The sequence below is a fragment of the Georgenia sunbinii genome, from assembly GCF_036421875.1.
GTDB classification, from domain to species: domain Bacteria; phylum Actinomycetota; class Actinomycetes; order Actinomycetales; family Actinomycetaceae; genus Georgenia_B; species Georgenia_B sunbinii.
The window spans coordinates 345,809-364,321 of record NZ_JAZGOL010000002.1 but is presented as its reverse complement, the minus strand read 5'-3'; the positions used below and the strand labels follow the sequence as shown (position 1 = coordinate 364,321).

The following is an 18,513-nucleotide window of genomic DNA, read 5'->3' as shown; positions in this document are numbered from 1 at the left end:
CGGCCGGTTGTTGATGTCAAGCATGCCAGCCCGTTCAGCCCAGGTGCGGCGGGCGCCAGAGTACGAGTGCGCCACCCGACCGGCGCCGGACGCGCCGGCCTCGCGGCAGCTCGCTCACCTCGCCCTCGGCCGTGGCAGCGAACACCCGGCTGGCGCTGGCGACCTGCGACCGGAGCCGGGCGAGCTCGGCGGCCGTGCGATCGAGCTCTCGCTCGAGCTCGATGATGCGACGGATCCCGGCGAGGTTGATGCCCTCGTCCTGCGAGAGCCGCGTGACCTCACGCAGGCTCTCGACGTCGCGCGTCGAGTACCGCCGGCCACGGCCCCGCGTGCGTTCCGGCGTGACGATCCCCAGCCGGTCGTACTGCCGCAGGGTCTGCGGGTGCATGCCGGCCAGCTCGGCGGCGATGGAGATGACGTAGACCGCCGTGGCGTCGTCGATGTCATCGGTCGTCATCGGTCATCGCCTCCTCGTCGGTGTCGTCACGGTCCGCCGGGGACGGCGATCGGTCAGCGGGTCGCTTGGGCCCGCAGCTCCTCGCGAGGGTCCTCGCCTGCGGTCGCCTCGGCGTAGTCCTTGACGGCAGCCTTCGCCTTGGCGTTGAGGTTCTTCGGCACCGCGACCTCCACGGTGACCAGAAGGTCGCCGGTGGCTTTGGGGGTGTCGACGCCGCGGCCCTTGACGCGCAACGTGCGGCCCGACGGCGTGCCGGCCGGCAGCTTGAGGCGCACGAGGTCGCCCGCGAGGGTCGGGACCTCGATGGTCGCGCCCAGGGCAGCCTCGGCGAAGGTCACCGGCACCGTGAGCCGGAGGTTGCGGCCGTCGATGGTGAACACCGGGTGCGGGTCGACGTTGACGGTGACGACCATGTCGCCGGGCTCGCCACCACCGCGTCCCGGCTGCCCCTTGCCGCGCAGCCGGATCTTCTGCCCGTCGTGCACGCCGGGCGGGATCCGCACGGTCATCGAGCGTCCGTTGGTGGTCAGCTGCACGGTGGAACCCTCGACGGCGTTGCGGAACGGCAGCCGTGCGCTGGTGGTGATGTCGCCGCCCTGCTGGGTCGGACGGCGTCGGCTGCTGAAGCCCCCGCCGGAGAACATGTCCTGCAGGACGTCCTCGAAGCCACCACCGCCGGTGGAGTAGCGCACGCCGGGCCCGCCGGCGCCACCGCCGGGGAACATCCCGCCGAAGAGGTCCTCGAAGCCGCCGGCCCCGCCGGCACCACCGGAGCCCGCCGAGAACCGGGCGCCGCCGCCGGCCATCGTCCGCACGGCGTCGTACTGCTTGCGCTGCTCGGGGTCGGAGAGCACCGAGTACGCCTCACCGACGCTCTTGAAGCGCCCCTCGGCCGCGGTGTCGTCCGGGTTGCGATCCGGGTGGAGATCCCGGGCGAGCTTCCGGTACGCCTTCTTGATCGCTGCGGCGTCGGCGTCCTTGGGCACGCCGAGCTCGGCGTAGAAGTCCTTCTCGAACCAGTCCTGCCCTGCCATCGCGCCTCACCTCCACTCGTGTCGCTCTACTTCTACTACTGATCGGCCGTCCGACGCCCGCCGCCCGGCCGCCCGCCCGCGAACGGGGGGCGGGCCGGGCGGCCGGGCGCGGTGCTACTCGGGGACGCTGACGGCGACCCGGGCGGCGCGGACGATCTTCTCGCCCATCCGGTAGCCGGGCTGCATGACCTGGACGATCGTCGAAGCCGTCACCTGCGGGTCCGGGGTGCTCATGAGCGCGTCGTGGAGCTCGGGGTCGAACTCCTCGCCGGCGGCACCGAACCGCTCCAGGGCGACGCGCTGCTCGAGGGTCGTCTCGACCTTCTCGGCGATCGCGCCCAGCGGGCCGGTGAGGTCTCCGTGCTGGCGCGCCAGCTCGATCTCGTCGAGCACCCCGAGCAGGGCCTCGACGACCTCGACGTGCCCGGCGACCTTGAGGTCACCGGCGCCGGCCTTGGACCTGCGCACGTAGCCGTTGTACTCCTGCTGGAGGTTGTACAGCTCGGCGTTGCGACGGGCGAGCTGCTCGGCGAGGTCGGCCGCCTCGGCCTTGACCGCGGCCAGTGCCCCGGAGGCCACCGGGTCCTGCTCGTCGTCGGTCTCGGCCGTCACGGCCTCCTCGGCGGCGTCGGGCTCACGCACCTCACCGGTCTCCGGGTCGATGCGTCGCCGGTCGTTGACGACCGGCCGCTCCCGCTCCTCCTCCGGAGGCGGCTGACCGCCCGGGTTGATGTTCTCGCCAGTCACTTGGACTCGTCCTCGTCCACGATCTCCGCGTCGACGACGTCCTCGTCCGAGGACTGCTCGGCGGCCGGGGCCGCGTCCTCGGCGGCGGGCTGCTCGCCAGCGGCCTGGTCGCTGGCGTACAGCGCCTCACCGATCTTCTGCGAGGCGGTGACCAGCGCGGCCTGCTTCGCGGTGATCTCGGCGATGTCCTCGCCCTCGAGCGCCTTCTTCAGGTCGTCGACGGCGGTGCGGACCTCGGCGGAGACCTCCTCGGAGAGCTTGTCGGCGTTGTCGGTCAGCAGCTTCTCGGTGGAGTAGACGAGCTGCTCCGCGGAGTTGCGGGAGTCGGCCTCCTCGCGACGCTTCTTGTCCTCCTCGGCGTGCGCCTCGGCCTCCTTGACCATCCGGTCGATCTCGTCCTTCGGCAGGGCCGAGCCACCAGTGATGGTCATCGACTGCTCCTGGCTGGTGCCACGGTCCTTGGCGGAGACGTGGACGATGCCGTTGGCGTCGATGTCGAAGGTGACCTCGATCTGCGGCATGCCGCGGGGCGCCGGGGCGATCCCGGTGAGCTCGAAGGTCCCCAGCGGCTTGTTGTCGCGGGCGAACTCTCGCTCACCCTGGAACACCTGGATGAGGACGCTGGGCTGGTTGTCCTCGGCGGTGGAGAAGACCTCGGAGCGCTTGGTGGGGATGGCCGTGTTGCGCTCGATGAGCTTGGTCATCACCCCGCCCTTGGTCTCGATGCCGAGGGACAGCGGCGTGACGTCGATGAGCAGGATGTCCTTGCGGTCACCGCCGATGACCCCGGCCTGGAGCGCGGCGCCGACGGCGACCACCTCGTCCGGGTTGACGCCCTTGTTGGGCTCCTGGCCGCCGGTGAGCTCCTTGACGAGCTCGGTCACGGAAGGCATCCGGGTGGAGCCACCGACCATGACGACGTGGTCGATGTCCGCGACGTTGATCCCGGCGTCCGCGATGACCGCCTTGAACGGTGCCTTGGTGCGGTCGAGGAGATCCTTGGTCATGTCCTCGAACTGCGCCCGCGAGAGCTTCTCGTCGAGGTGGATCGGACCGTTCTCGCTCATCGAGAGGTACTGCAGCGAGATGTTGGTGTTGAGCGTGGAGGACAGCTCCTTCTTCGCCTGCTCGGCGGCCTCCCGCAGCCGCTGGAGGGCGATCTTGTCCTTCGAGAGGTCCACGCCGTCCTTGTTCTTCACCTGGGCGACGAGCCAGTCGACGATCTTCTGGTCCCAGTCGTCGCCGCCGAGGCGGTTGTCACCGGAGGTGGCGCGCACCTGGATGGTGGAGAAGTCGTCCTCGTCCTTGCCGATCTCCAGCAGGGAGACGTCGAAGGTTCCGCCACCGAGGTCGAAGACGAGGATGAGCTCGTCCTCCTTGCCGCGCTCGAGCCCGTAGGCGAGCGCCGCGGCGGTGGGCTCGTTGACGATCCGCAGGACGTTGAGCCCGGCGATCTGCCCGGCGTCCTTCGTGGCCTGCCGCTCGGCGTCGTTGAAGTATGCCGGGACGGTCACGACGGCGTCGGTGACGGTCTCGCCGAGGTACTGCTCGGCGTCGCGCTTGAGCTTGCCGAGCACCCGCGCGGAGATCTCCTGGGCGGAGTAGGTCTTGTCGTCGATCTGCTGCGACCAGTCGGTGCCCATGTGGCGCTTGACCGAGGTGATCGTCCGGTCGACGTTGGTGACGGCCTGCCGCTTGGCGACCTCGCCGACGAGAACCTCGCCGGACTTGGAGAAGGCAACGACCGACGGCGTCGTGCGCGCGCCCTCGGCGTTGGCGATGACGGTGGGCTCGCCACCCTCAAGGACGGACACCACGGAGTTGGTGGTGCCCAAGTCGATTCCGACCGCTCGTGCCATGTGAAGTGCTCCTGTCCTGTACGCGGGCCGGGTCCCGGCCCTTGAGTCGTCCGCACTCAAGTCTGCGCCTCGCGGCTGACATGTCAACTCGAGACCACCAAACTTGAGTCTGTCAGGCTCAACCTTGGGTGGATGAGTTTCATTCCCGGACGACGGCGGGTCGTCCGCTGCAGCTGGGTACGACTCTCGGCTACGTTGGCCGGCTGGGACGTCCCGGGCACGGGCAGAGAACGAAGGAGGCTGTGTGAGGATCGAGTTGACCATCGGTGAGGCCCGTATCGACGGCGAGCTGTTCGACCATCCGGTAGCACACGAGTTCGCCCGTATGCTCCCGCTCTCCCTGGCCTTCAACGACTTCAATCAGGTGGAGAAGGTCGCGCCGTTGGACCGGTCGTTGCCCCTGACCGGCGTTCCTCACGCGGACGCCCCCGAACCCGGGGAGATTGGCTACCACGCCCCCACCCGTGGGCTCGTCCTGTACTACGGACGTCCTGGACGGTGGCCCGGCCTGGTGCGGATGGGACGCTTCACCTACGACCTCGACGCACTGCGGGACCTACCAGACGGCTCCCCCATCCAGATCACGGCGGCTCCCACGCGCGCTTACTGAGCTATCGGGTCGAGCCGGTAGCCGCCACAGCAGGACGGAGCCTCAGCTCGCGGGCCTGGATGAGGGAAGAGGTGCGGGCCTGCGGGACTGACCAGGGTTCGACCGCTGAGAACAGGTCGATGCGCTGCCGCGCGGATAGCAGGGTGCTGCTGCCTGCTAGCTCAGGCGGGCTCGCAGAAGGCAGAACACGTTGTCCTCGGGGTCGCGCAGGACATGCCACTGCTCCTCGCCGGTCTGGCCGACGTCGGCCGGTCGCGCGCCGATCGCCAGGAGTCGTTCGAGCTCGGCTTCCTGGTCGCGGTCGGTTGGGTTGAGGTCCATGTGGAGCCACTGCTTGCCGGCCTTGGGATCGGTCGTCGGCCTCAGGATCAGGGTTGGCTGCAGTCCGCCGAACCCTTCGGCCGGTCCGACCTCGATCGCACCGTCCTCGTTGCCGAGCACGACGAAGCCGAGGACGTCGCACCAGAACTCCGCCAACCGCTGTGGGTCCTGGCAATCGATGACGAGCTCAGAGAATCGGGAAGCCATCTTCGTCACCCTATGGGCCGCGGATCACACGTGACAGTCCCATTCGGCAACCAGGGTTCTCGGGCGGCAGCTGGGCGGGCTCTGGTTGCGCAATGGCAGGACACGCTGGGCCCGGAACGAGAATACTTGGGGCCAGGAGGTGGCGCGCGTGCCGGAAGCGAAGCGACGCAGAGGCTGCCATTTCAGCGCCCTAGCCGGCGCCCTGTTGGCCGGCGCGCTCCTACTGAGCGCTTGCAGCACGGTCGCCGGCACGGATCCGGCCGGGTCCTCGACTGGTGACGAGCAGGCGACGGCGGGCGAGGGCTGGCGCCTCCTCGGCGAGGGGCCGTCTGGTGAGGTCTACCGCACCGCAGTGGCCACCACCGGTGACCAGCTGCGCACGATGTGGCGGTCGGCAGGTCTGGACGGCGCCCCGGCCGAGGTGGACTGGGAGCGAGAGATCGCCGTGTGGTTCGGTGCGGTCTACGGATCCGGTTGCCCGGTCCGCATGGACGGGGTCGTCGTCGACGGCGACCTGGTTCACGCCGATCTCGTGGTCCCCGGCGAGCTCTACGGCTGCCCCGACGACGCCAACCCGCACGCGTTCGTGGTGGCCATCTCCCGGGATCTGCTGCCGCCAGGCCCGTTCCGGGTGCAGCTCGAGGCGCGGGACCCGCATCCCGGAGCACCGGAAGAACGCACCGTGGTCGATGTGGATCTCGCGAGTCCAGGCAGCACCGCCACGGACGAGCAGGTGCACGCTGACCCATCGTTGACGGTCCCCGTCGAGCCTCCGCTCATTGCTGACGGGGAGGACCTTCCGGCGGACCAGCCCGTCCGGTACGTCTACCGTGCCGCCCCGTCCTGCGACAGCCCGATCGTCGGCCCGCTCGACGGATCGCTCTGGACGCCCGCCGACGGTGAGGCGCCCTGGGACGTCAACGACGGAGACGAGCTGACCTTGTACCCGCTCGGCAGCTCGGACCGCGAAATGGTCGCGTCGGTACCACACATGGACTGGCTGCTCGTGCGTGTTGCTGACGACCGAGCGTGCCCCTGAGGCACGGGGCCTTGCGGTTGCGTCAAGCCGGTCCGGACAAGGTGGCGATCACCTTCTGCACCCGGCGGGCCCGGGTCTCCTCCTGCTTGGCGCCGGCGACGGACTCCGCGTGTCCACGCTGCTTGCTGTAGGAGAGCGTCGACCACGCCTTAGCCGCCGCCGGGGCCGCCTCGAGTGCCGCGGCCAGCTCTGCCGGCGGATCGACGGTGCGGGGCGCGTCGTCGACCTCGAGGGTCACCTCGACCTCGTCCCCGGCGGTCCGGCCCGTCGCGGCGCGTGTCTGCGCGTTGAACGAGATCAGGAACTGCCCGCCCATCGAGGCGATCGTGGTCCGGTAGGTGTAGCCGCCGTCGATGGTGACGACCACCGGGACGCGCTTGCCGCGGCCGAACCCGAGGACGATGTCCTCGGGCACGACGATGCCGACGTTGTTGCCGCCGCCGGGCCAGAGCGCGGTTCGGAAACTGACCACAGTGACTCCTTCGTACCTGGTGGTGAGCTCAGCAGCAGCGCGCTCAGCGTGCGGCGTCCGCCGTCACCGGGACGTCGGAGAGCTCGGCGATGCGGATGTGGTTGCCGAACGGGTCGCGCAGGCCGAAGTCGAGGCCGTAGGGCTGCCTGGTGGGCTCGTCGGTGATGTCGACGCCGCGCTCGACGAGCTGCTCGTACATGCCCTGGGCGTCGCTGGTGACGAAGAAGAGGTGGCCACCTGCGGCGCCCTTGGTCACGAGGTCGCGGACCTGGTCGGCGGTCTGGTCGTCCATCGACGGCGGGCCGGGACGCTCGAGCAGGATCTGGTGGCCGTCCGGTGCCTTGACGGTGAGCCACCGCATCGGGCCGAAGTTGATGTCGTCGCCAAGCTCGAGCCCGAGGGTGCCGACGTAGAAGTCGAGCGCCTCCTGCTGGTCGAGGACGTAGACCTGACTGATGCGTAGCGCGGTGATCATGACGTTCTCCTCTGCTGTGCCTGCCCGGGGGCCGGGCGGGTGATGGGCACGACGTTAGTGAGCACGGCTGGCAATGGCTTATCCGAAACTGCTCGGTCTGCCCCAGCTCTTGGTGAAGCACGTCGGGATGGGCGCGGACGGCGTGCTCGCGCGGAACTCGCTCGGTGACTGGCCGACGATCTCGCGAAAGGTCCGGCTGAACGTGCCCAGGCTGGTGAAGCCGACGCTCATGCAGATGTCGGTGACCGACCGGTCGGTCTCGCGGAGCTGGTGCATCGCCCGCTCCACCCGCCGCCGCTGCAGGTAACGGTGCGGGGTCTCACCGAAGGTCGCCCGGAAGGTTCGGATGAAGTGCGCCTCCGAGACGAGGGCGATCCTCGCCAGGTCCGGGACGTTCAGCGGCTCGGTGTAGGCGCGGTCCATGGCGTCGCGGGCGCGCAGCAGCCGGCGGTTCGTCGCCTCTGAGTCCTGGCCCATGACTCCTATTCTGGTGCGAACGTGGTGATCTGAGATCAAGGCTGGTCGTGCGGGAGAAGTCGATGATGTCGAACCGGTCGGCACCAGCCCGATGATTCGCGATGCCCGGCCAAGTCGGTCCCCGTATGAACACTTTCGACATCACCATCGCCATGCCCACTGAGGACCGCCGGCGCGCACACGCCTTCGCGCAGGCGTTGGGGCTCCAGACCCCGGGCGAGCTCGCCGAGGACGGCGTTCCTGAGCCGCTCCAGGTCGTCGTCAACCAACGCGCCCGCGTCATGTACATCCCGACCGGAGGTTTCGGCTGGGTCACCGCCGAACGAGCCACGGCCGAGGCCGGCACTGCCGAATGTCTCCTCAGCATCTCCGTCGACTCGACGAGCACGGTGGACAACCTCATCCGAGCGGCGGGCGACGCGGGCGCCGAGGTCGCCATTCAGCCCCAGCAGCGGGAATGGGGATACACCGGCACCATCGCGGACCCCGACGGCGACCTCTGGGAGATCATGCATCCGGCTCAGTGATCCGACCCACCCGGTGGTTCGGCCCCCTTCGTTCGAAGTCTCTCCAGCCTCACCAGGTCCGACGCGGGCACATGCGGGAGGGTGAGAGCCGAGCCGTCGACCAGCCGAGCTTTGACCGGGATGAAGATCGACCACATGCCGGGCTTGACCGGGCGCAGCCGCTCCACCGCGCTCCAGGGGATGCGCCGCGTCTTGAGCTCGGTCACCTCGATGCCAGAGCTATCGGCCGCGGACATCTTGCGCATCTCCAGCACGGTGAGGCTGGCGACGAGGACATTGGACACGCCGACGACGCGTGTCCCCCAGTGCACATCGTCGGCAAAGAACGTCCAGCCGAGGAACAGCACGGTGAGCGGCAGCCAGATGTAGGTGAACGTCCGCCATCCCGTCCCACGGGCTCGCCAGACGCTGCGATGGGCCGAGTCCACACGCATCGATGCGCGTCCCTTCGTCGCGTACCAGCGAACCTGCCGGGCGGTTCGCCCGCCACGCCCGGTGGGTCCTAGTCTGCCGGACAGCACCCCGACCCGCCCGAGCACGAGCGCCGGTGAGCCCGCCGGCCACGACGAGACCGAAGGACATTCCATGACAGCTCCCGACCTGACCGTCGTTCCACTCACGACGGCGCTCGTCCGCGGCGCCGCCGAGCTCGAACGGTCGCAGCACGGCCTGCTGCCGCACCGGCTCTCCTCGTGGGCGCGCGCGCAGTGCGCCGACCCGCAGCTGGCGATGGTGGAGTCCCAGCCGTCGGGCGTGCACCTCGCGTTCCGCACCGCAGCAACCGTGATCGAGCTCGACCTGCACCGGTCACGGACCACCTACGCCGGCATCGCCCCGCGGCCCGACGGCGTCGTCGAGCTCGTCGTCGACGGTGAGCTGGTCGCGCAGGCCACGACGTCCGGCGGCACCACGGTCACCATCGACACGGCGGACGGCACCACGACGACGGACACCGGACCGGCGAGCACCGCGCGCTTCGCGGGCCTGCCAGCCCGGGACAAGGACGTCGAGATCTGGCTGCCGCACCGCGAGACCATCGAGATCCACCAGCTGCGTGCCGACGCCCCCGTGCAGCCCGCAGCGGATCATTCCCGGCGGGTGTGGGTGCACCACGGCAGCTCGATCAGCCACGGCTCCAACGCCGCCACTCCGACCGGGATCTGGCCCGTCGCCGCGGCACGCCTCGCCGGGGTCGACCTGGTCAACCGCGGGTTCGGCGGCAGCGCTCTCCTCGACCCCTTCGTCGCTCGGGAGATCCGCGACATGCCCGCCGACCTCATCAGCCTCAAGATCGGCATCAATCTCGTCAACGCCGACCTCATGCGGCTGCGGGCGTTCGGCCCCGCCGTCCGCGGGTTCCTCGACACCATCCGCGAGGGCCACCCCACGACGCCGCTGCTCGTCGTCTCACCGATCCTCTGCCCGATCCACGAGGACACCCCCGGCCCCGGCGGGTTCGACCTGGACGCCTTCGCCCAGGGAGTCCTCCGGTTCCGCGCCACCGGGGATCCCGCCGAGGTGGCAACCGGGAAGCTCACCCTGGCGGTGATCCGCGAGGAGCTGGCACGCATCGTGGCCGACAGGCGTGCCACCGACCAGCACCTGCACTACCTCGACGGGCGCGAGCTCTACGGAGACGCCGACGCGGCCGCGCACCCGCTGCCCGACGCCCTCCACCCGGACTCGGCGACCCACCGACTGATGGCGGAACGGTTCGTCGGCGCAGTCTTCGCCGACGGCCCGTTCGCAGCCAGCTAGTCCTCCGCGTCGGCCCCTGCCAGCAGCTCGGCCACAACCGAGCTCTTCGCGAGCGTGTAGTCGTCCCAGCCTCGCGACTGCCGAGCGGCGTGCTCCTTGACCTGCAGGTAGGCCCGTCGGGCGGACTCGTCGGCCCGCAGCAGGTCGCGGAACGCCATGCGACGGTTCCAGGCACGGCTGCCGTGCTCGACGACGTGGAGGACGAAGGCGCGATCGCGCCGGTCCGGCGAGCTGAGCCAGCAGTGGTGGTCCAGCTCGCCCTCGAGATCGAACCCCGCCGCCACCAGCTGCCGGGCAGCAGGCACGACCGACTGGGCATCGACGCCGATGAGGAGGTCGACGACGTCCTTCGCCGGCAGGTCGGGCACCGCGGTGGAGCCGATGTGCTCGATGGTCGCGTCCGGCACGATCAACTCGATGGCGGCGGCCATCTGCGCGAAGCGTCGGACCCACTCCTCGTACCGGCTCGGTACCAGAGTGACCGCTTGCTCGGTGTCCAGGTGAACAGCCCGCTCGGCATCCATGGCCGGATCATGGCACGCGCCGTCGTCCCGCTCCGTTCGCGACCAACGGGACGACCAACGGTCAGTCCGGGTCCTCCGGGTGCGGCGGGACGTCGTCGGCGACGACGGCGCCCCGCCGCCCGGGCGGCCGCTCCTCCCCGACGGTCGAGTCGCGGGCCGCTTGCCGTTCGCTCTCCGCATTGACCGCGGCCCCGAGGATGATGAGGAGGACGGTGAGCCACAGCCACAGCATGCTGATCGCGACGCCGGCGAGCGAGCCGTACATGCGCTCGTAGGTGCCCAGGTTCTGCACGTAGAAGAACAGCCCGCCCGTGGCTGCCAACCAGCCGGCGGTCGTCGCGGTAGCGCCGCCGCTGATCCAGCGCCACCGCGCCCTGCCCCGGCGGCCGGGCGCGAACCGGTACAGCACCTCGAGGCCGACGGTCACTATCAGCGCAAGGCCGATGCACGCCGCCACGAGGGCGAGCACGAGGACCCAGTCAGGCGCCCCGGCGAGCGCCCGGGCGACTACGGCGGTGCTGGTGAACACCGCTCCGAGGGCCACCGCACCACCGAGCACGAACGCCAGGGCCAGGAGCGAACGGCGGACCGCGCCCCGGGTGTCCTCCTCGCGGTAGGCGACGGCCACCGCCTCGATGAGGAACGTCATCGCGGTCGTCGCCGTCCCCAGTGCGACGGCGAAGGCAAGGAAGCCGTGGAACGTCAGGAGCTGGGTGGACGCTGCCGTGATCGACACCAGCTGGTCGGCCAGCACGTCGCCGAGCGCGGGCGGCAGCACCGCCACCACCCCCGAGAGGTGTTCCTGCGCCCGTGCCGGCGTGTTGACCGCGCCGTACACCGACAGCGCGGTGAGCATCACCGGCGCCACGGAGAGCACCGCGAAGAACGCGACGCCGGCGCTGTAGAGCAAGAACTTCTCGGCGAGGACGCGACCTGCCACCCGGCGCAGGATGAGCAGCCACCCGCGCAGCGGGATCTGGCGCGGTGCGACCGCACCGGCACCGGGTGCCGCGGGCGTCGGCTCGCGGGGTATGACGGCCGCCATGCGCTCAGTCTCGTCCCGGCCCGGGCGGCTCGCACTCCGGGATGCCGCGGCCGGCCTCGGTGCGCCGGCAGCGCTCAGCCGGTCGCGGCGTCGGTGGTGACGGCCACTCCCCAGCGCCCCGCTCTGCCCGGTGTGACGGTCCGGAGTAGCGTGGTTCGTCCCGACCGAAGGAGACCCAGATGTCTACGACGATCAGTGCCCACCTCCTTCGCGAGCCGCGCGGCACCTTCGAGCTGGTCCATGGCATCGAGCTGGGTGACCCGCAGCCGGGTGAGGTCCTCGTGCGGTACACCTCGACCGGGCTGTGCCACACCGACCTGTTCGCCCGTGACACCTTCCACCAGCCCGACTTCCCTGCCGCCATTTACGGGCACGAGGGCACCGGCGTGGTCGAGGCGGTTGGTACCGGGGTGACGGACGTCGTCGAGGGCGACCGCGTGATGGCCTCCTACGCCTCCTGCGGGCAGTGCCGCACCTGCCTCACCGGCCGGCCGTTCAACTGCGAGCAGTTCAACGACATCAACTTTGCCCTCACGCGTGCCGACGGTTCATTCAAGGCCACCCTTGACGGCGCACCCGTCGGGTCGAGCTTCTTCGGACAATCCTCCTTCGCCACCCACGCGCTGGTCGCCGAGCGCAACCTCGCCAAGGTGCCGGACTGGGTCGAGCCCGACGACGAGTACCTGCTGGGCCCGCTCGGCTGCGGCGTGCAGACCGGCGCCGGCGCCATCCTCAACGTGCTACGTCCGGGCCCCACCGACAGCCTGGTGGTGGCGGGCACCGGCGCGGTCGGCCTCAGTGGTCTGATGGCCGCGGTCGCCGCCGGGGTCGGCACGATCATCGCCGTCGACATCATCGAGGAGCGCCTGGCGCTGGCCAGGGAGCTCGGCGCCACCCACACCGTCGACGGCCGGGACGAAGACCAGGTCGAGCAGATCCGCGACCTCACCGGTGGCGGGACCAGCCACGCGTTCGACACCACCGGCGTCGCGCCGGTGCTGGCCCGGCTGGTCGACTCGCTTGCCTGGGGCGGCCACCTCGGCATCGTCGGCGCGGCCCCCGGCATGACTCTCGACCTGCTGCCGGTGATGCAGCTCGGCCGCAGCGTGCAGGGCATCGTCGAGGGCAACTCGGTGCCACGCGTCTTCATCCCACAGCTGCTGGAGCTGCGTCGGCAGGGCCGCTTCCCGTTGGAGAAGCTGGTCCGCACCTACCCGTTCGCCGAGCTGGAGAGCGCTATCGAGGCCACCGGATCCGGCGAGGCGGTCAAGGCCGTCCTCGTGCACTGAGCGGCGGCGTCTTCACCCTGCCGCCCCGCGACTGCCCATGACCGGACGGTCGGCCCCCGTCGCGCCGTCGAGATCCTCGTTGGATAGCGTGACGGCGACCACAGACGCACCGCAGAACGGGGAGCATGATGTGCAGCGACACCACCCGGACCGCGTCGGCCGCGGGCGCCGGAGCGGGAGCCTCAGTCGCGCGCGGGCAGCTCCTGGAGCGTCCAGGTGTTGCCGTCGGGGTCGTCGAAGGTGACGAAACGCCCCCATGCCTGCTCGTCGACGCCCTGCGCGGTGACGCCGACCGACCGCAGCTGGACCAACGCGTCATCGGCGTCCGGCACGACCACCTGGATCGTGTTCTGCCGCCCCGGCTCCAGGTCCCCGCCGAGCCCGTCGCCGAACGCGATCGAGCACGCCGATCCCGGCGGGGTCATCTGCACGAATCGCAGCCCCTCGAACGGGACCTGGTCGTGGTCAGCGTTGAAGCCGATCCGCAGGTAGAACTCCTTGGCACGGTCGACATCGGTCACCGGCACGAAGATGAGCTCGATCTTCCAGTCCATCGTTCACCCCTTCATCGTGGCGTCCGCTCTCGGACCGCCCATCCTCACCCTAGGAAGCATTGCGGTCACCTAACGGCCGGATTTGCGCCACGTTCGCGCGCCGATATAGCCCTGACCGGGCGCAGCCAGGCCGCGGATACTACCCACGGCGTACAATGAAACTTCCCGCGCCTCGAGCGCCCTCGGCTGACCCCGTACGGCTGCGCCCGACGATGCGCGACATGTTTGCTCGACGGCACACTCGACGCCTTGCAGCGCGAGGAGCCGCGGGCCGCCCGCGAGGCGCACGGTACGCCGTCCCATGAGGGACGTACCACCGCCGCTCGTGGGCCGGTGAAGAAAGGCGGAATGAGTGAAGCAACCCTTTGGAGTGGTGACCGGATTCGATCAGACCTGGATGGTCCAGGACCAGATCAGCGCGGGTGACCGCGAGGTGAAGTACACGGTCGACGCCGTGGGTACCGAGCTGCTGCTCTACCCCGATTCGGTGGCGCCCGTGCTCCGGGCCCGTGACCGCAGCGCCCGACGGCGGAGCCGGACGCTGGCAGCGTTGCCGGGCCAGTGGCGCAGCCGGATCGTGCGAGCCACCGGGCACGCCGCCCACCTCGCGCACGCCGTCAACGAGCGGCTCCTCGACCGCCGCTCCTTGCCGACCCGCGGTTCCCTGGTGCCGGTGGGCTCGGCGCTGCGGCCCCGGTGGGCCGCCGCCGTCTCACAGCTCGACGCCGACGACGAGACTCACCAGCAGCGCGCCACCGTGGTCGACACCCTGCGCCGCTCCGGCGTGGCCCCCGTGGTGCTGCCGGCCGGTCCCGGCAAGGACGCGTCCGTCGCGGTGCGCGGCCAGGACGCCGAGCACACCGCCGCCGCGCTCGCCGACGGCCTCGACCGGTCCTGGTACGCCGTGCCGCTCGACGCGTCGGCCGCCCGCCCGCGCCGCGTGACGCGAAGCCGGGTCCGTCAGCTGTGCGCCACCGACGGCGGCTTCCGTCTCTTCCGACTCACCGCCGGGGGCCCGGGCCGGCCGATCACCGCCGCCGAGGTCGGCATCGACGTCGAGGTGTGGCGCGAGCCGCAACCCACGGTCACCGACCGGACGGCCGTCAAGCACGGCACCGCCGCACCCGGCGCGGAGGCCGACCGGCGCCTCGCCGCTCCGCGCCGGCAGGCGTGGACCAACCGGCTCACCGACAAGGCCTGGCACGAGGCAACCGCCCGGCCGGCCGCCGATCTGCCGGTGCCGCAGCTGCCGCACCTGTTCGCGGCCACCGGACCGATCGACGTCGTCTACACCTGGGTGGACGGCGCCGACCCCGACTGGAACGAGCAGCGGGCGACCGCGCTCGGCTCCCCGCGGGACGTCGGCCTGCTGCCGGCCGCCACCCACGCGGCCCGCTTCCGCTCGCACGACGAGCTGCGCTACTCGTTGCGGTCGCTGGAGATGTTCGCGCCCTGGGTCCGCACCGTCCACGTCGTGACGGCCGGGCAGGTGCCGTACTGGCTGGAGACCGCCCACCCCCGCCTCAACCTCGTCGACCACCGGGAGATCTTCGCCGACCCGGCCGTGCTGCCCGTGTTCAACTCCCACGCGATCGAGTCCCAGCTCCACCGCATCCCGGGGCTGGCCGAGCGCTACCTGTACCTCAACGACGACGTCTTCTTCGGCCGCCCGGTCACCCCGGAGCTGTTCTTCCACGGCAACGGGCTGGCGAAGTTCTTCCCGTCCTCGGCGCTCATCGACCACGGCCCCCGCGAACCGCACGACGACCCGGTGACCAGCGCGGCGAAGAACAACCGAGACCTCATCGAGGACGTGTTCGGTCGCACGACGACGACGATCTTCCAGCACACCCCGCACCCGCAGCTCCGTTCGGTGCTGGAGCACATGGAGGACACCCACCCCGAGCTGTTCGCCCAGGTGGCGGCCTCGAAGTTCCGCCACCCGGACGACCTGTCGATCACCTCGGCGCTGCACCACTACTACGCCTACGGGCTGGGCAAGGCGGTCCCGGGACGGCTGGAGTACCTCTACCTCAACCTCGGGCATCCCGGGGCTGCCCGCCGGCTGCAGCACGTGCTCGGCGCCCGCGAGTTCGATGTCTTCTGCCTCAACGACTCCCCCGACGTCTCGGGCGAAGACGAGGACAGCGGCCGGCTGCTGCGTGCCTTCCTGTCGCGCTACTTCCCGCTGGCCAGCTCGTTCGAGCGCGGCATCGCGACCACCCCGCTCGACGACGTCGTGCAGCCACACGCCGCGCCACGGCGGCTGGCCGCCCAGGGGGCCGCCTCCAAGGACGGCTGAGACGCTGCCCGCCGTGGTGGCCGCAGCAGCTCAGCCGTCAGCCGCCAGCAAGAGCAGCGCTCCGATCACCACGAGCGCCGCACCGGTCCCGCCGTGCACAGCGAGGGCACGGCCACGAGAGCCGCCGCTGCGAGTCGCCACCACCACATCCGCCCACGGAGTCACCGCGGCGATGAGGCACATCGCACCGACCAGCCACGCCTGACCGCTCAGCAGGGCGGGCAGCACGACCAAGCCACTGACCACGTCCCGCACCCCTTTGACCGCCAGCCAGGGCTCGGCCGTCACCGCCGCACCATCGCCCAGCCCGAACTGGGCGGCCGCCGTGCGGGGCACCAGCAAGAACCGCAGGCCGATCACCACGATCGCCAATGCTCCCAGGCCCGCCAGCACCAACAGCAGCGTTGTCATCCGTGCCTCCCGTCTCGTCCGTCCAACGCTCCATGCCCGCGAGACACTCAGTCCCCGCGCATCTCCTGCAACGACCAACCGTTGCCGTCGGGGTCCGTGAAGAATGCGAACCTGGATCCCGGCGCACCCTCGGGACCGAGCTGCTGCACCTCGGTGATCGCGACGCCTCGGCCTGCGAGCGCGGCACGGGCCGCGTCGATGTCGCTGACGACGAGCTGCGGGCCCTTGGTCGAACCGGGTTCGCCCAGCGGCATGCCCTCCCCGATCACGACAGAGCACGCAGAGCCCGGTGGGGTCATCTGGACGACCCGCATCCCCGGCGCCGGGGTGACGTCGTGGTCAAGTCCGAAACCCACCTGCTCCGTGTAGAACGCCTTGGCGGCGTCGACGTCGGAGACCGGGATCCCGATGACCTCAAGTTTCATGTCCATGGCTGTCATCGTCCTTTCTTGGCTGAGATAGCTTGCGGATGGTGCTTTCCGGTCCAGACGCTTCCTGCGGCGTGGCCGATCAGGAGCTTGGTGTAGTAGACCGGCGCGAACCAGGGCGCAGCCACGGAGCGTCCCAGGACTCGATCCAGTCCGAGCCCGACCGCCGTTGCGGCAAGAGCGATCGGCAGGCGCACGTGTCTCGGCGCGGTGGCGATCACCGACGTGGTCGTGAGCAGCCACGCGTAGTGGGCAAGTGTCCAGCGGAGCGCCGAGCCTCGGGTGCGGTTCCCCACGGCCGCGTCGGTGTAGCCGACCGCTCCGGCGTGAAGAAGGTGCACGGCTGCGAATGCGACGTGCTCACCGGCCCCCTGGCCAGGCCGTTCGTACCAGCGCACGCAGCTGGGGGTGTTGTTGACCCAGACCCCGCCCCACAGGTCGACCGCGGCCAGCCGCATCAGTCCCCGGCAGTGCCGCGGGGCCCCCCGCTCGAGCGCGTGGTCACCCCACGCCGCTGCGGCGGCGACGGCGGCGATCGTGCCGACACCTTCGCCTCTCGACTGCCCGGGCCCGGCGAAACGGTCCCATGCGCCCGCGAGGCCATGTCGGACGTCGTCGTCGATCGCCATCTCAGCGGCCTCCCTGGTCTGCCATGAAGGACGAGTGAGGCGTCGCTGCTGCCACGGGGCGACGCTGAATGCCCCACAGAGCGGAGGCAAGCAGCAGCAGCCCGGGAGCGACGCCGCCAACCAGGTCGACGCTCGGCAGCCCGGCCCCCGTGAATGCGAGGAGGAGAGCCGCGACGCCGCAGAGGCTGATCGCGGCGCCCAGCAGGTTGAAGAATGCCTGATCGAAGATTCGGGCGAGAGCGAAGAAGTGAACCCCGACCACCACCGAGACCCATGCAACGCCTGCCTCCGGCGTCGCCAGCGGTCCTGCCACGACACGGACCCCTCCGAAGAGCAGTGCGGCTTCGACACCCACCACCAGCCAGTAGGTGCGGGGGAAGACCGGCCCATCGGGCCGCCCAGCAGCCGGTCGGTGCCCGGCAGCCCTGCGGGACACTGCGATCACCACGAAGCACAGTGCCGCCGCCGCTACGGCCCGGAGGGACCACTGAACCCCCGGCGGCAACGATCCGGCGTTAACCACGATGTACACCGCTCCGAACCCGGCCGCGATCAGCGAACCGACAACCTGACCCGGCATGGTTCCCACCTCCTCGGGCACTTCGACGGGACCTTTGGTGTCGCCGATCACGGTATTCACCTTAGTCGAGTCAGGTCAAGTATTATTTGGGCTATGACCCCAAGACCCGGCCCTCCGCCGGACGAGAGGCCGGCCCGTACCTATCGGTCTCCGCTGCGGACCCGGCGCGCCGCCGAGACGCGAGAGCGCATCGCGGCGTCGGCACGCGACCTCTTCGCCGAGCACGGGTTCGCCGGAACGACGGTCGCCGAGGTTGCCGAGGTTGCCGGGGTGACACCGCAAACGGTGTATGCCACCTTCGGCTCCAAGGGCGCGATCGTCGGCGCGCTCCTCGCCCAGCTGGAGCACGACGCCGATGCCGCCGGATGGTTGGTCCGTGTCCGCGCCGAGGCAGACCCGCGACGGAAGCTGGCGGACTTTGCCGCATGGACCAGTGCTCTGCTTTCCAGCAGCAAGGTTGCGCTCACCGCGATGCACGTCGCCGCTGGAGACCCGGCTCTTGCCGAGCTCCGGACGCAAGGCGACCAACACCGGCGGGCGGCACTACGCGAACTGGTGACCGACCTCGAACAGGCCGGGGCACTATCCCGCGACCTCACGATCGCGCGGGGGGTCGATCGCGCCTGGATGCTGACCGGGGTCGAGCTCTACCTGGCGGCAAGGGATGCCTGCGGCTGGTCGGATGCCGAGTACGCCGACTGGCTCACGCGGCTCCTGCAGGATCAGCTGCTCGATCACCCCGGTGATCGGCTCGGTCGCCCATAGCCT

23 protein-coding genes are annotated in these 18,513 nt (G+C 70.4%); 7 read left to right on the top strand and 16 right to left on the bottom strand.

What is annotated here, in order from left to right; genetic code table 11:
- Positions 1 to 34: 34 nt before the first annotated feature.
- The 4 genes from V2J52_RS06045 to dnaK all read right to left on the bottom strand — a co-directional run bounded on the left by V2J52_RS06045 (position 35) and on the right by dnaK (position 4,097).
- Positions 35 to 457: a heat shock protein transcriptional repressor HspR gene (locus V2J52_RS06045; RefSeq protein WP_331226780.1), complete on the bottom strand. Its 423-nt coding sequence runs from the start codon at positions 455 to 457 to the stop codon at positions 35 to 37.
- A 53-nt stretch (positions 458 to 510) separates the two neighbouring features.
- The gene (locus tag V2J52_RS06040) at positions 511 to 1,491 is read right to left on the bottom strand and encodes a DnaJ C-terminal domain-containing protein (protein ID WP_331226779.1); all 981 of its coding nucleotides are present in this window, start codon (positions 1,489 to 1,491) and stop codon (positions 511 to 513) included.
- 114 nt (positions 1,492 to 1,605) lie between these two features.
- Positions 1,606 to 2,238: a nucleotide exchange factor GrpE gene (locus tag V2J52_RS06035; protein ID WP_331226778.1), complete on the bottom strand. Its 633-nt coding sequence runs from the start codon at positions 2,236 to 2,238 to the stop codon at positions 1,606 to 1,608.
- Positions 2,235 to 4,097, bottom strand: coding sequence for a molecular chaperone DnaK (gene dnaK, locus V2J52_RS06030; protein WP_331226777.1), 1,863 nt, complete (start codon positions 4,095 to 4,097; stop codon positions 2,235 to 2,237). Before dnaK ends, V2J52_RS06035 begins: the two co-directional genes overlap by 4 nt.
- A 244-nt stretch (positions 4,098 to 4,341) precedes the next feature.
- Between dnaK and V2J52_RS06025 the strand changes: the two genes are divergently transcribed.
- Positions 4,342 to 4,707, top strand: a complete 366-nt coding sequence (locus V2J52_RS06025; protein WP_331226776.1) for a cyclophilin-like fold protein — start codon at positions 4,342 to 4,344, stop codon at positions 4,705 to 4,707.
- A 156-nt stretch (positions 4,708 to 4,863) separates the two neighbouring features.
- Here V2J52_RS06025 and V2J52_RS06020 read toward each other — a convergent pair whose 3' ends face one another.
- The gene (locus V2J52_RS06020) at positions 4,864 to 5,235 is read right to left on the bottom strand and encodes a VOC family protein (protein ID WP_331227119.1); all 372 of its coding nucleotides are present in this window, start codon (positions 5,233 to 5,235) and stop codon (positions 4,864 to 4,866) included.
- 205 nt (positions 5,236 to 5,440) lie between these two features.
- Here V2J52_RS06020 and V2J52_RS06015 point away from each other — a divergent pair, with 205 nt between their 5' ends.
- On the top strand, positions 5,441 to 6,274 hold the full coding sequence (locus tag V2J52_RS06015) for a hypothetical protein (RefSeq protein WP_331226775.1): 834 nt from the start codon (positions 5,441 to 5,443) through the stop codon (positions 6,272 to 6,274).
- A gap of 22 nt (positions 6,275 to 6,296) precedes the next feature.
- Here the strand turns inward: V2J52_RS06015 and V2J52_RS06010 are convergent, their stop codons facing one another.
- The 3 genes from V2J52_RS06010 to V2J52_RS06000 all read right to left on the bottom strand — a co-directional run bounded on the left by V2J52_RS06010 (position 6,297) and on the right by V2J52_RS06000 (position 7,698).
- On the bottom strand, positions 6,297 to 6,746 hold the full coding sequence (locus V2J52_RS06010; protein ID WP_331226774.1) for a YdeI/OmpD-associated family protein: 450 nt from the start codon (positions 6,744 to 6,746) through the stop codon (positions 6,297 to 6,299).
- 43 nt (positions 6,747 to 6,789) lie between these two features.
- Entirely contained in the window at positions 6,790 to 7,221 is a 432-nt protein-coding gene (locus V2J52_RS06005) for a VOC family protein (protein ID WP_331226773.1), read from the bottom strand.
- Positions 7,222 to 7,299: 78 nt separating this feature from the next.
- Entirely contained in the window at positions 7,300 to 7,698 is a 399-nt protein-coding gene (locus V2J52_RS06000) for a helix-turn-helix transcriptional regulator (RefSeq protein ID WP_331226772.1), read from the bottom strand.
- A gap of 125 nt (positions 7,699 to 7,823) precedes the next feature.
- Here V2J52_RS06000 and V2J52_RS05995 point away from each other — a divergent pair, with 125 nt between their 5' ends.
- Positions 7,824 to 8,225: a VOC family protein gene (locus V2J52_RS05995; RefSeq protein ID WP_331226771.1), complete on the top strand. Its 402-nt coding sequence runs from the start codon at positions 7,824 to 7,826 to the stop codon at positions 8,223 to 8,225.
- On the opposite strand, the gene V2J52_RS05990 is transcribed toward V2J52_RS05995, so the two are convergent.
- Positions 8,219 to 8,572, bottom strand: a complete 354-nt coding sequence (locus V2J52_RS05990; protein ID WP_331226770.1) for a PH domain-containing protein — start codon at positions 8,570 to 8,572, stop codon at positions 8,219 to 8,221. The two genes, V2J52_RS05995 and V2J52_RS05990, sit on opposite strands and share 7 nt — an antisense overlap.
- Positions 8,573 to 8,810: 238 nt before the next feature.
- Here V2J52_RS05990 and V2J52_RS05985 point away from each other — a divergent pair, with 238 nt between their 5' ends.
- Positions 8,811 to 9,983, top strand: coding sequence for an SGNH/GDSL hydrolase family protein (locus V2J52_RS05985; RefSeq protein ID WP_331226769.1), 1,173 nt, complete (start codon positions 8,811 to 8,813; stop codon positions 9,981 to 9,983).
- Here the strand turns inward: V2J52_RS05985 and V2J52_RS05980 are convergent.
- Together V2J52_RS05980 and V2J52_RS05975 are read right to left on the bottom strand one after the other, a co-directional pair.
- Entirely contained in the window at positions 9,980 to 10,507 is a 528-nt protein-coding gene (locus tag V2J52_RS05980) for a GrpB family protein (protein ID WP_331226768.1), read from the bottom strand. The two genes, V2J52_RS05985 and V2J52_RS05980, sit on opposite strands and share 4 nt — an antisense overlap.
- A gap of 61 nt (positions 10,508 to 10,568) precedes the next feature.
- On the bottom strand, positions 10,569 to 11,552 hold the full coding sequence (locus tag V2J52_RS05975) for a YihY/virulence factor BrkB family protein (RefSeq protein WP_331226767.1): 984 nt from the start codon (positions 11,550 to 11,552) through the stop codon (positions 10,569 to 10,571).
- A gap of 179 nt (positions 11,553 to 11,731) precedes the next feature.
- Between V2J52_RS05975 and V2J52_RS05970 the strand changes: the two genes are divergently transcribed.
- A complete protein-coding gene (locus tag V2J52_RS05970; RefSeq protein ID WP_331226766.1) occupies positions 11,732 to 12,841 on the top strand; it encodes an NAD(P)-dependent alcohol dehydrogenase in 1,110 nt (369 codons plus the stop codon).
- Positions 12,842 to 13,023: 182 nt separating this feature from the next.
- Here V2J52_RS05970 and V2J52_RS05965 read toward each other — a convergent pair whose 3' ends face one another.
- Entirely contained in the window at positions 13,024 to 13,395 is a 372-nt protein-coding gene (locus V2J52_RS05965) for a VOC family protein (protein WP_331226765.1), read from the bottom strand.
- 373 nt (positions 13,396 to 13,768) lie between these two features.
- On the opposite strand from V2J52_RS05965, the gene V2J52_RS05960 reads away from it, so the two are divergent.
- Positions 13,769 to 15,697, top strand: a complete 1,929-nt coding sequence (locus tag V2J52_RS05960; RefSeq protein ID WP_331226764.1) for a stealth family protein — start codon at positions 13,769 to 13,771, stop codon at positions 15,695 to 15,697.
- Positions 15,698 to 15,727: 30 nt separating this feature from the next.
- Here V2J52_RS05960 and V2J52_RS05955 read toward each other — a convergent pair whose 3' ends face one another.
- The 4 genes from V2J52_RS05955 to V2J52_RS05940 are packed head-to-tail and all read right to left on the bottom strand — an operon-like array spanning position 15,728 to position 17,796.
- Entirely contained in the window at positions 15,728 to 16,108 is a 381-nt protein-coding gene (locus V2J52_RS05955) for a DUF4267 domain-containing protein (RefSeq protein ID WP_331226763.1), read from the bottom strand.
- Positions 16,109 to 16,155: 47 nt separating this feature from the next.
- Positions 16,156 to 16,539: a VOC family protein gene (locus V2J52_RS05950; protein ID WP_331226762.1), complete on the bottom strand. Its 384-nt coding sequence runs from the start codon at positions 16,537 to 16,539 to the stop codon at positions 16,156 to 16,158.
- Positions 16,540 to 16,544: 5 nt separating this feature from the next.
- The gene (locus V2J52_RS05945; protein ID WP_331226761.1) at positions 16,545 to 17,165 is read right to left on the bottom strand and encodes a hypothetical protein; all 621 of its coding nucleotides are present in this window, start codon (positions 17,163 to 17,165) and stop codon (positions 16,545 to 16,547) included.
- 1 nt (position 17,166) lies between these two features.
- Entirely contained in the window at positions 17,167 to 17,796 is a 630-nt protein-coding gene (locus V2J52_RS05940) for a hypothetical protein (protein ID WP_331226760.1), read from the bottom strand.
- 42 nt (positions 17,797 to 17,838) lie between these two features.
- Here V2J52_RS05940 and V2J52_RS05935 point away from each other — a divergent pair, with 42 nt between their 5' ends.
- On the top strand, positions 17,839 to 18,510 hold the full coding sequence (locus tag V2J52_RS05935; protein ID WP_331226758.1) for a TetR/AcrR family transcriptional regulator: 672 nt from the start codon (positions 17,839 to 17,841) through the stop codon (positions 18,508 to 18,510).
- Positions 18,511 to 18,513: the final 3 nt, after the last annotated feature.

What these genes read in the sequence shown, in the direction of transcription:
- V2J52_RS06045 (WP_331226780.1), bottom strand. Translation starts at nt 457, where the DNA reads ATGACGACCGATGACATCGACGACGCCACGGCGGTCTACGTCATCTCC.
- V2J52_RS06040 (WP_331226779.1), bottom strand. Translation starts at nt 1,491, where the DNA reads ATGGCAGGGCAGGACTGGTTCGAGAAGGACTTCTACGCCGAGCTCGGC.
- dnaK (WP_331226777.1), bottom strand. Translation starts at nt 4,097, where the DNA reads ATGGCACGAGCGGTCGGAATCGACTTGGGCACCACCAACTCCGTGGTG.
- V2J52_RS06020 (WP_331227119.1), bottom strand. Translation starts at nt 5,235, where the DNA reads ATGGCTTCCCGATTCTCTGAGCTCGTCATCGATTGCCAGGACCCACAG.
- V2J52_RS06005 (WP_331226773.1), bottom strand. Translation starts at nt 7,221, where the DNA reads ATGATCACCGCGCTACGCATCAGTCAGGTCTACGTCCTCGACCAGCAG.
- V2J52_RS06000 (WP_331226772.1), bottom strand. Translation starts at nt 7,698, where the DNA reads ATGGGCCAGGACTCAGAGGCGACGAACCGCCGGCTGCTGCGCGCCCGC.
- V2J52_RS05995 (WP_331226771.1), top strand. Translation starts at nt 7,824, where the DNA reads ATGAACACTTTCGACATCACCATCGCCATGCCCACTGAGGACCGCCGG.
- V2J52_RS05985 (WP_331226769.1), top strand. Translation starts at nt 8,811, where the DNA reads ATGACAGCTCCCGACCTGACCGTCGTTCCACTCACGACGGCGCTCGTC.
- V2J52_RS05980 (WP_331226768.1), bottom strand. Translation starts at nt 10,507, where the DNA reads ATGGATGCCGAGCGGGCTGTTCACCTGGACACCGAGCAAGCGGTCACT.
- V2J52_RS05975 (WP_331226767.1), bottom strand. Translation starts at nt 11,552, where the DNA reads ATGGCGGCCGTCATACCCCGCGAGCCGACGCCCGCGGCACCCGGTGCC.
- V2J52_RS05970 (WP_331226766.1), top strand. Translation starts at nt 11,732, where the DNA reads ATGTCTACGACGATCAGTGCCCACCTCCTTCGCGAGCCGCGCGGCACC.
- V2J52_RS05965 (WP_331226765.1), bottom strand. Translation starts at nt 13,395, where the DNA reads ATGGACTGGAAGATCGAGCTCATCTTCGTGCCGGTGACCGATGTCGAC.
- V2J52_RS05955 (WP_331226763.1), bottom strand. Translation starts at nt 16,108, where the DNA reads ATGACAACGCTGCTGTTGGTGCTGGCGGGCCTGGGAGCATTGGCGATC.
- V2J52_RS05950 (WP_331226762.1), bottom strand. Translation starts at nt 16,539, where the DNA reads ATGGACATGAAACTTGAGGTCATCGGGATCCCGGTCTCCGACGTCGAC.
- V2J52_RS05945 (WP_331226761.1), bottom strand. Translation starts at nt 17,165, where the DNA reads ATGGCGATCGACGACGACGTCCGACATGGCCTCGCGGGCGCATGGGAC.
- V2J52_RS05935 (WP_331226758.1), top strand. Translation starts at nt 17,839, where the DNA reads ATGACCCCAAGACCCGGCCCTCCGCCGGACGAGAGGCCGGCCCGTACC.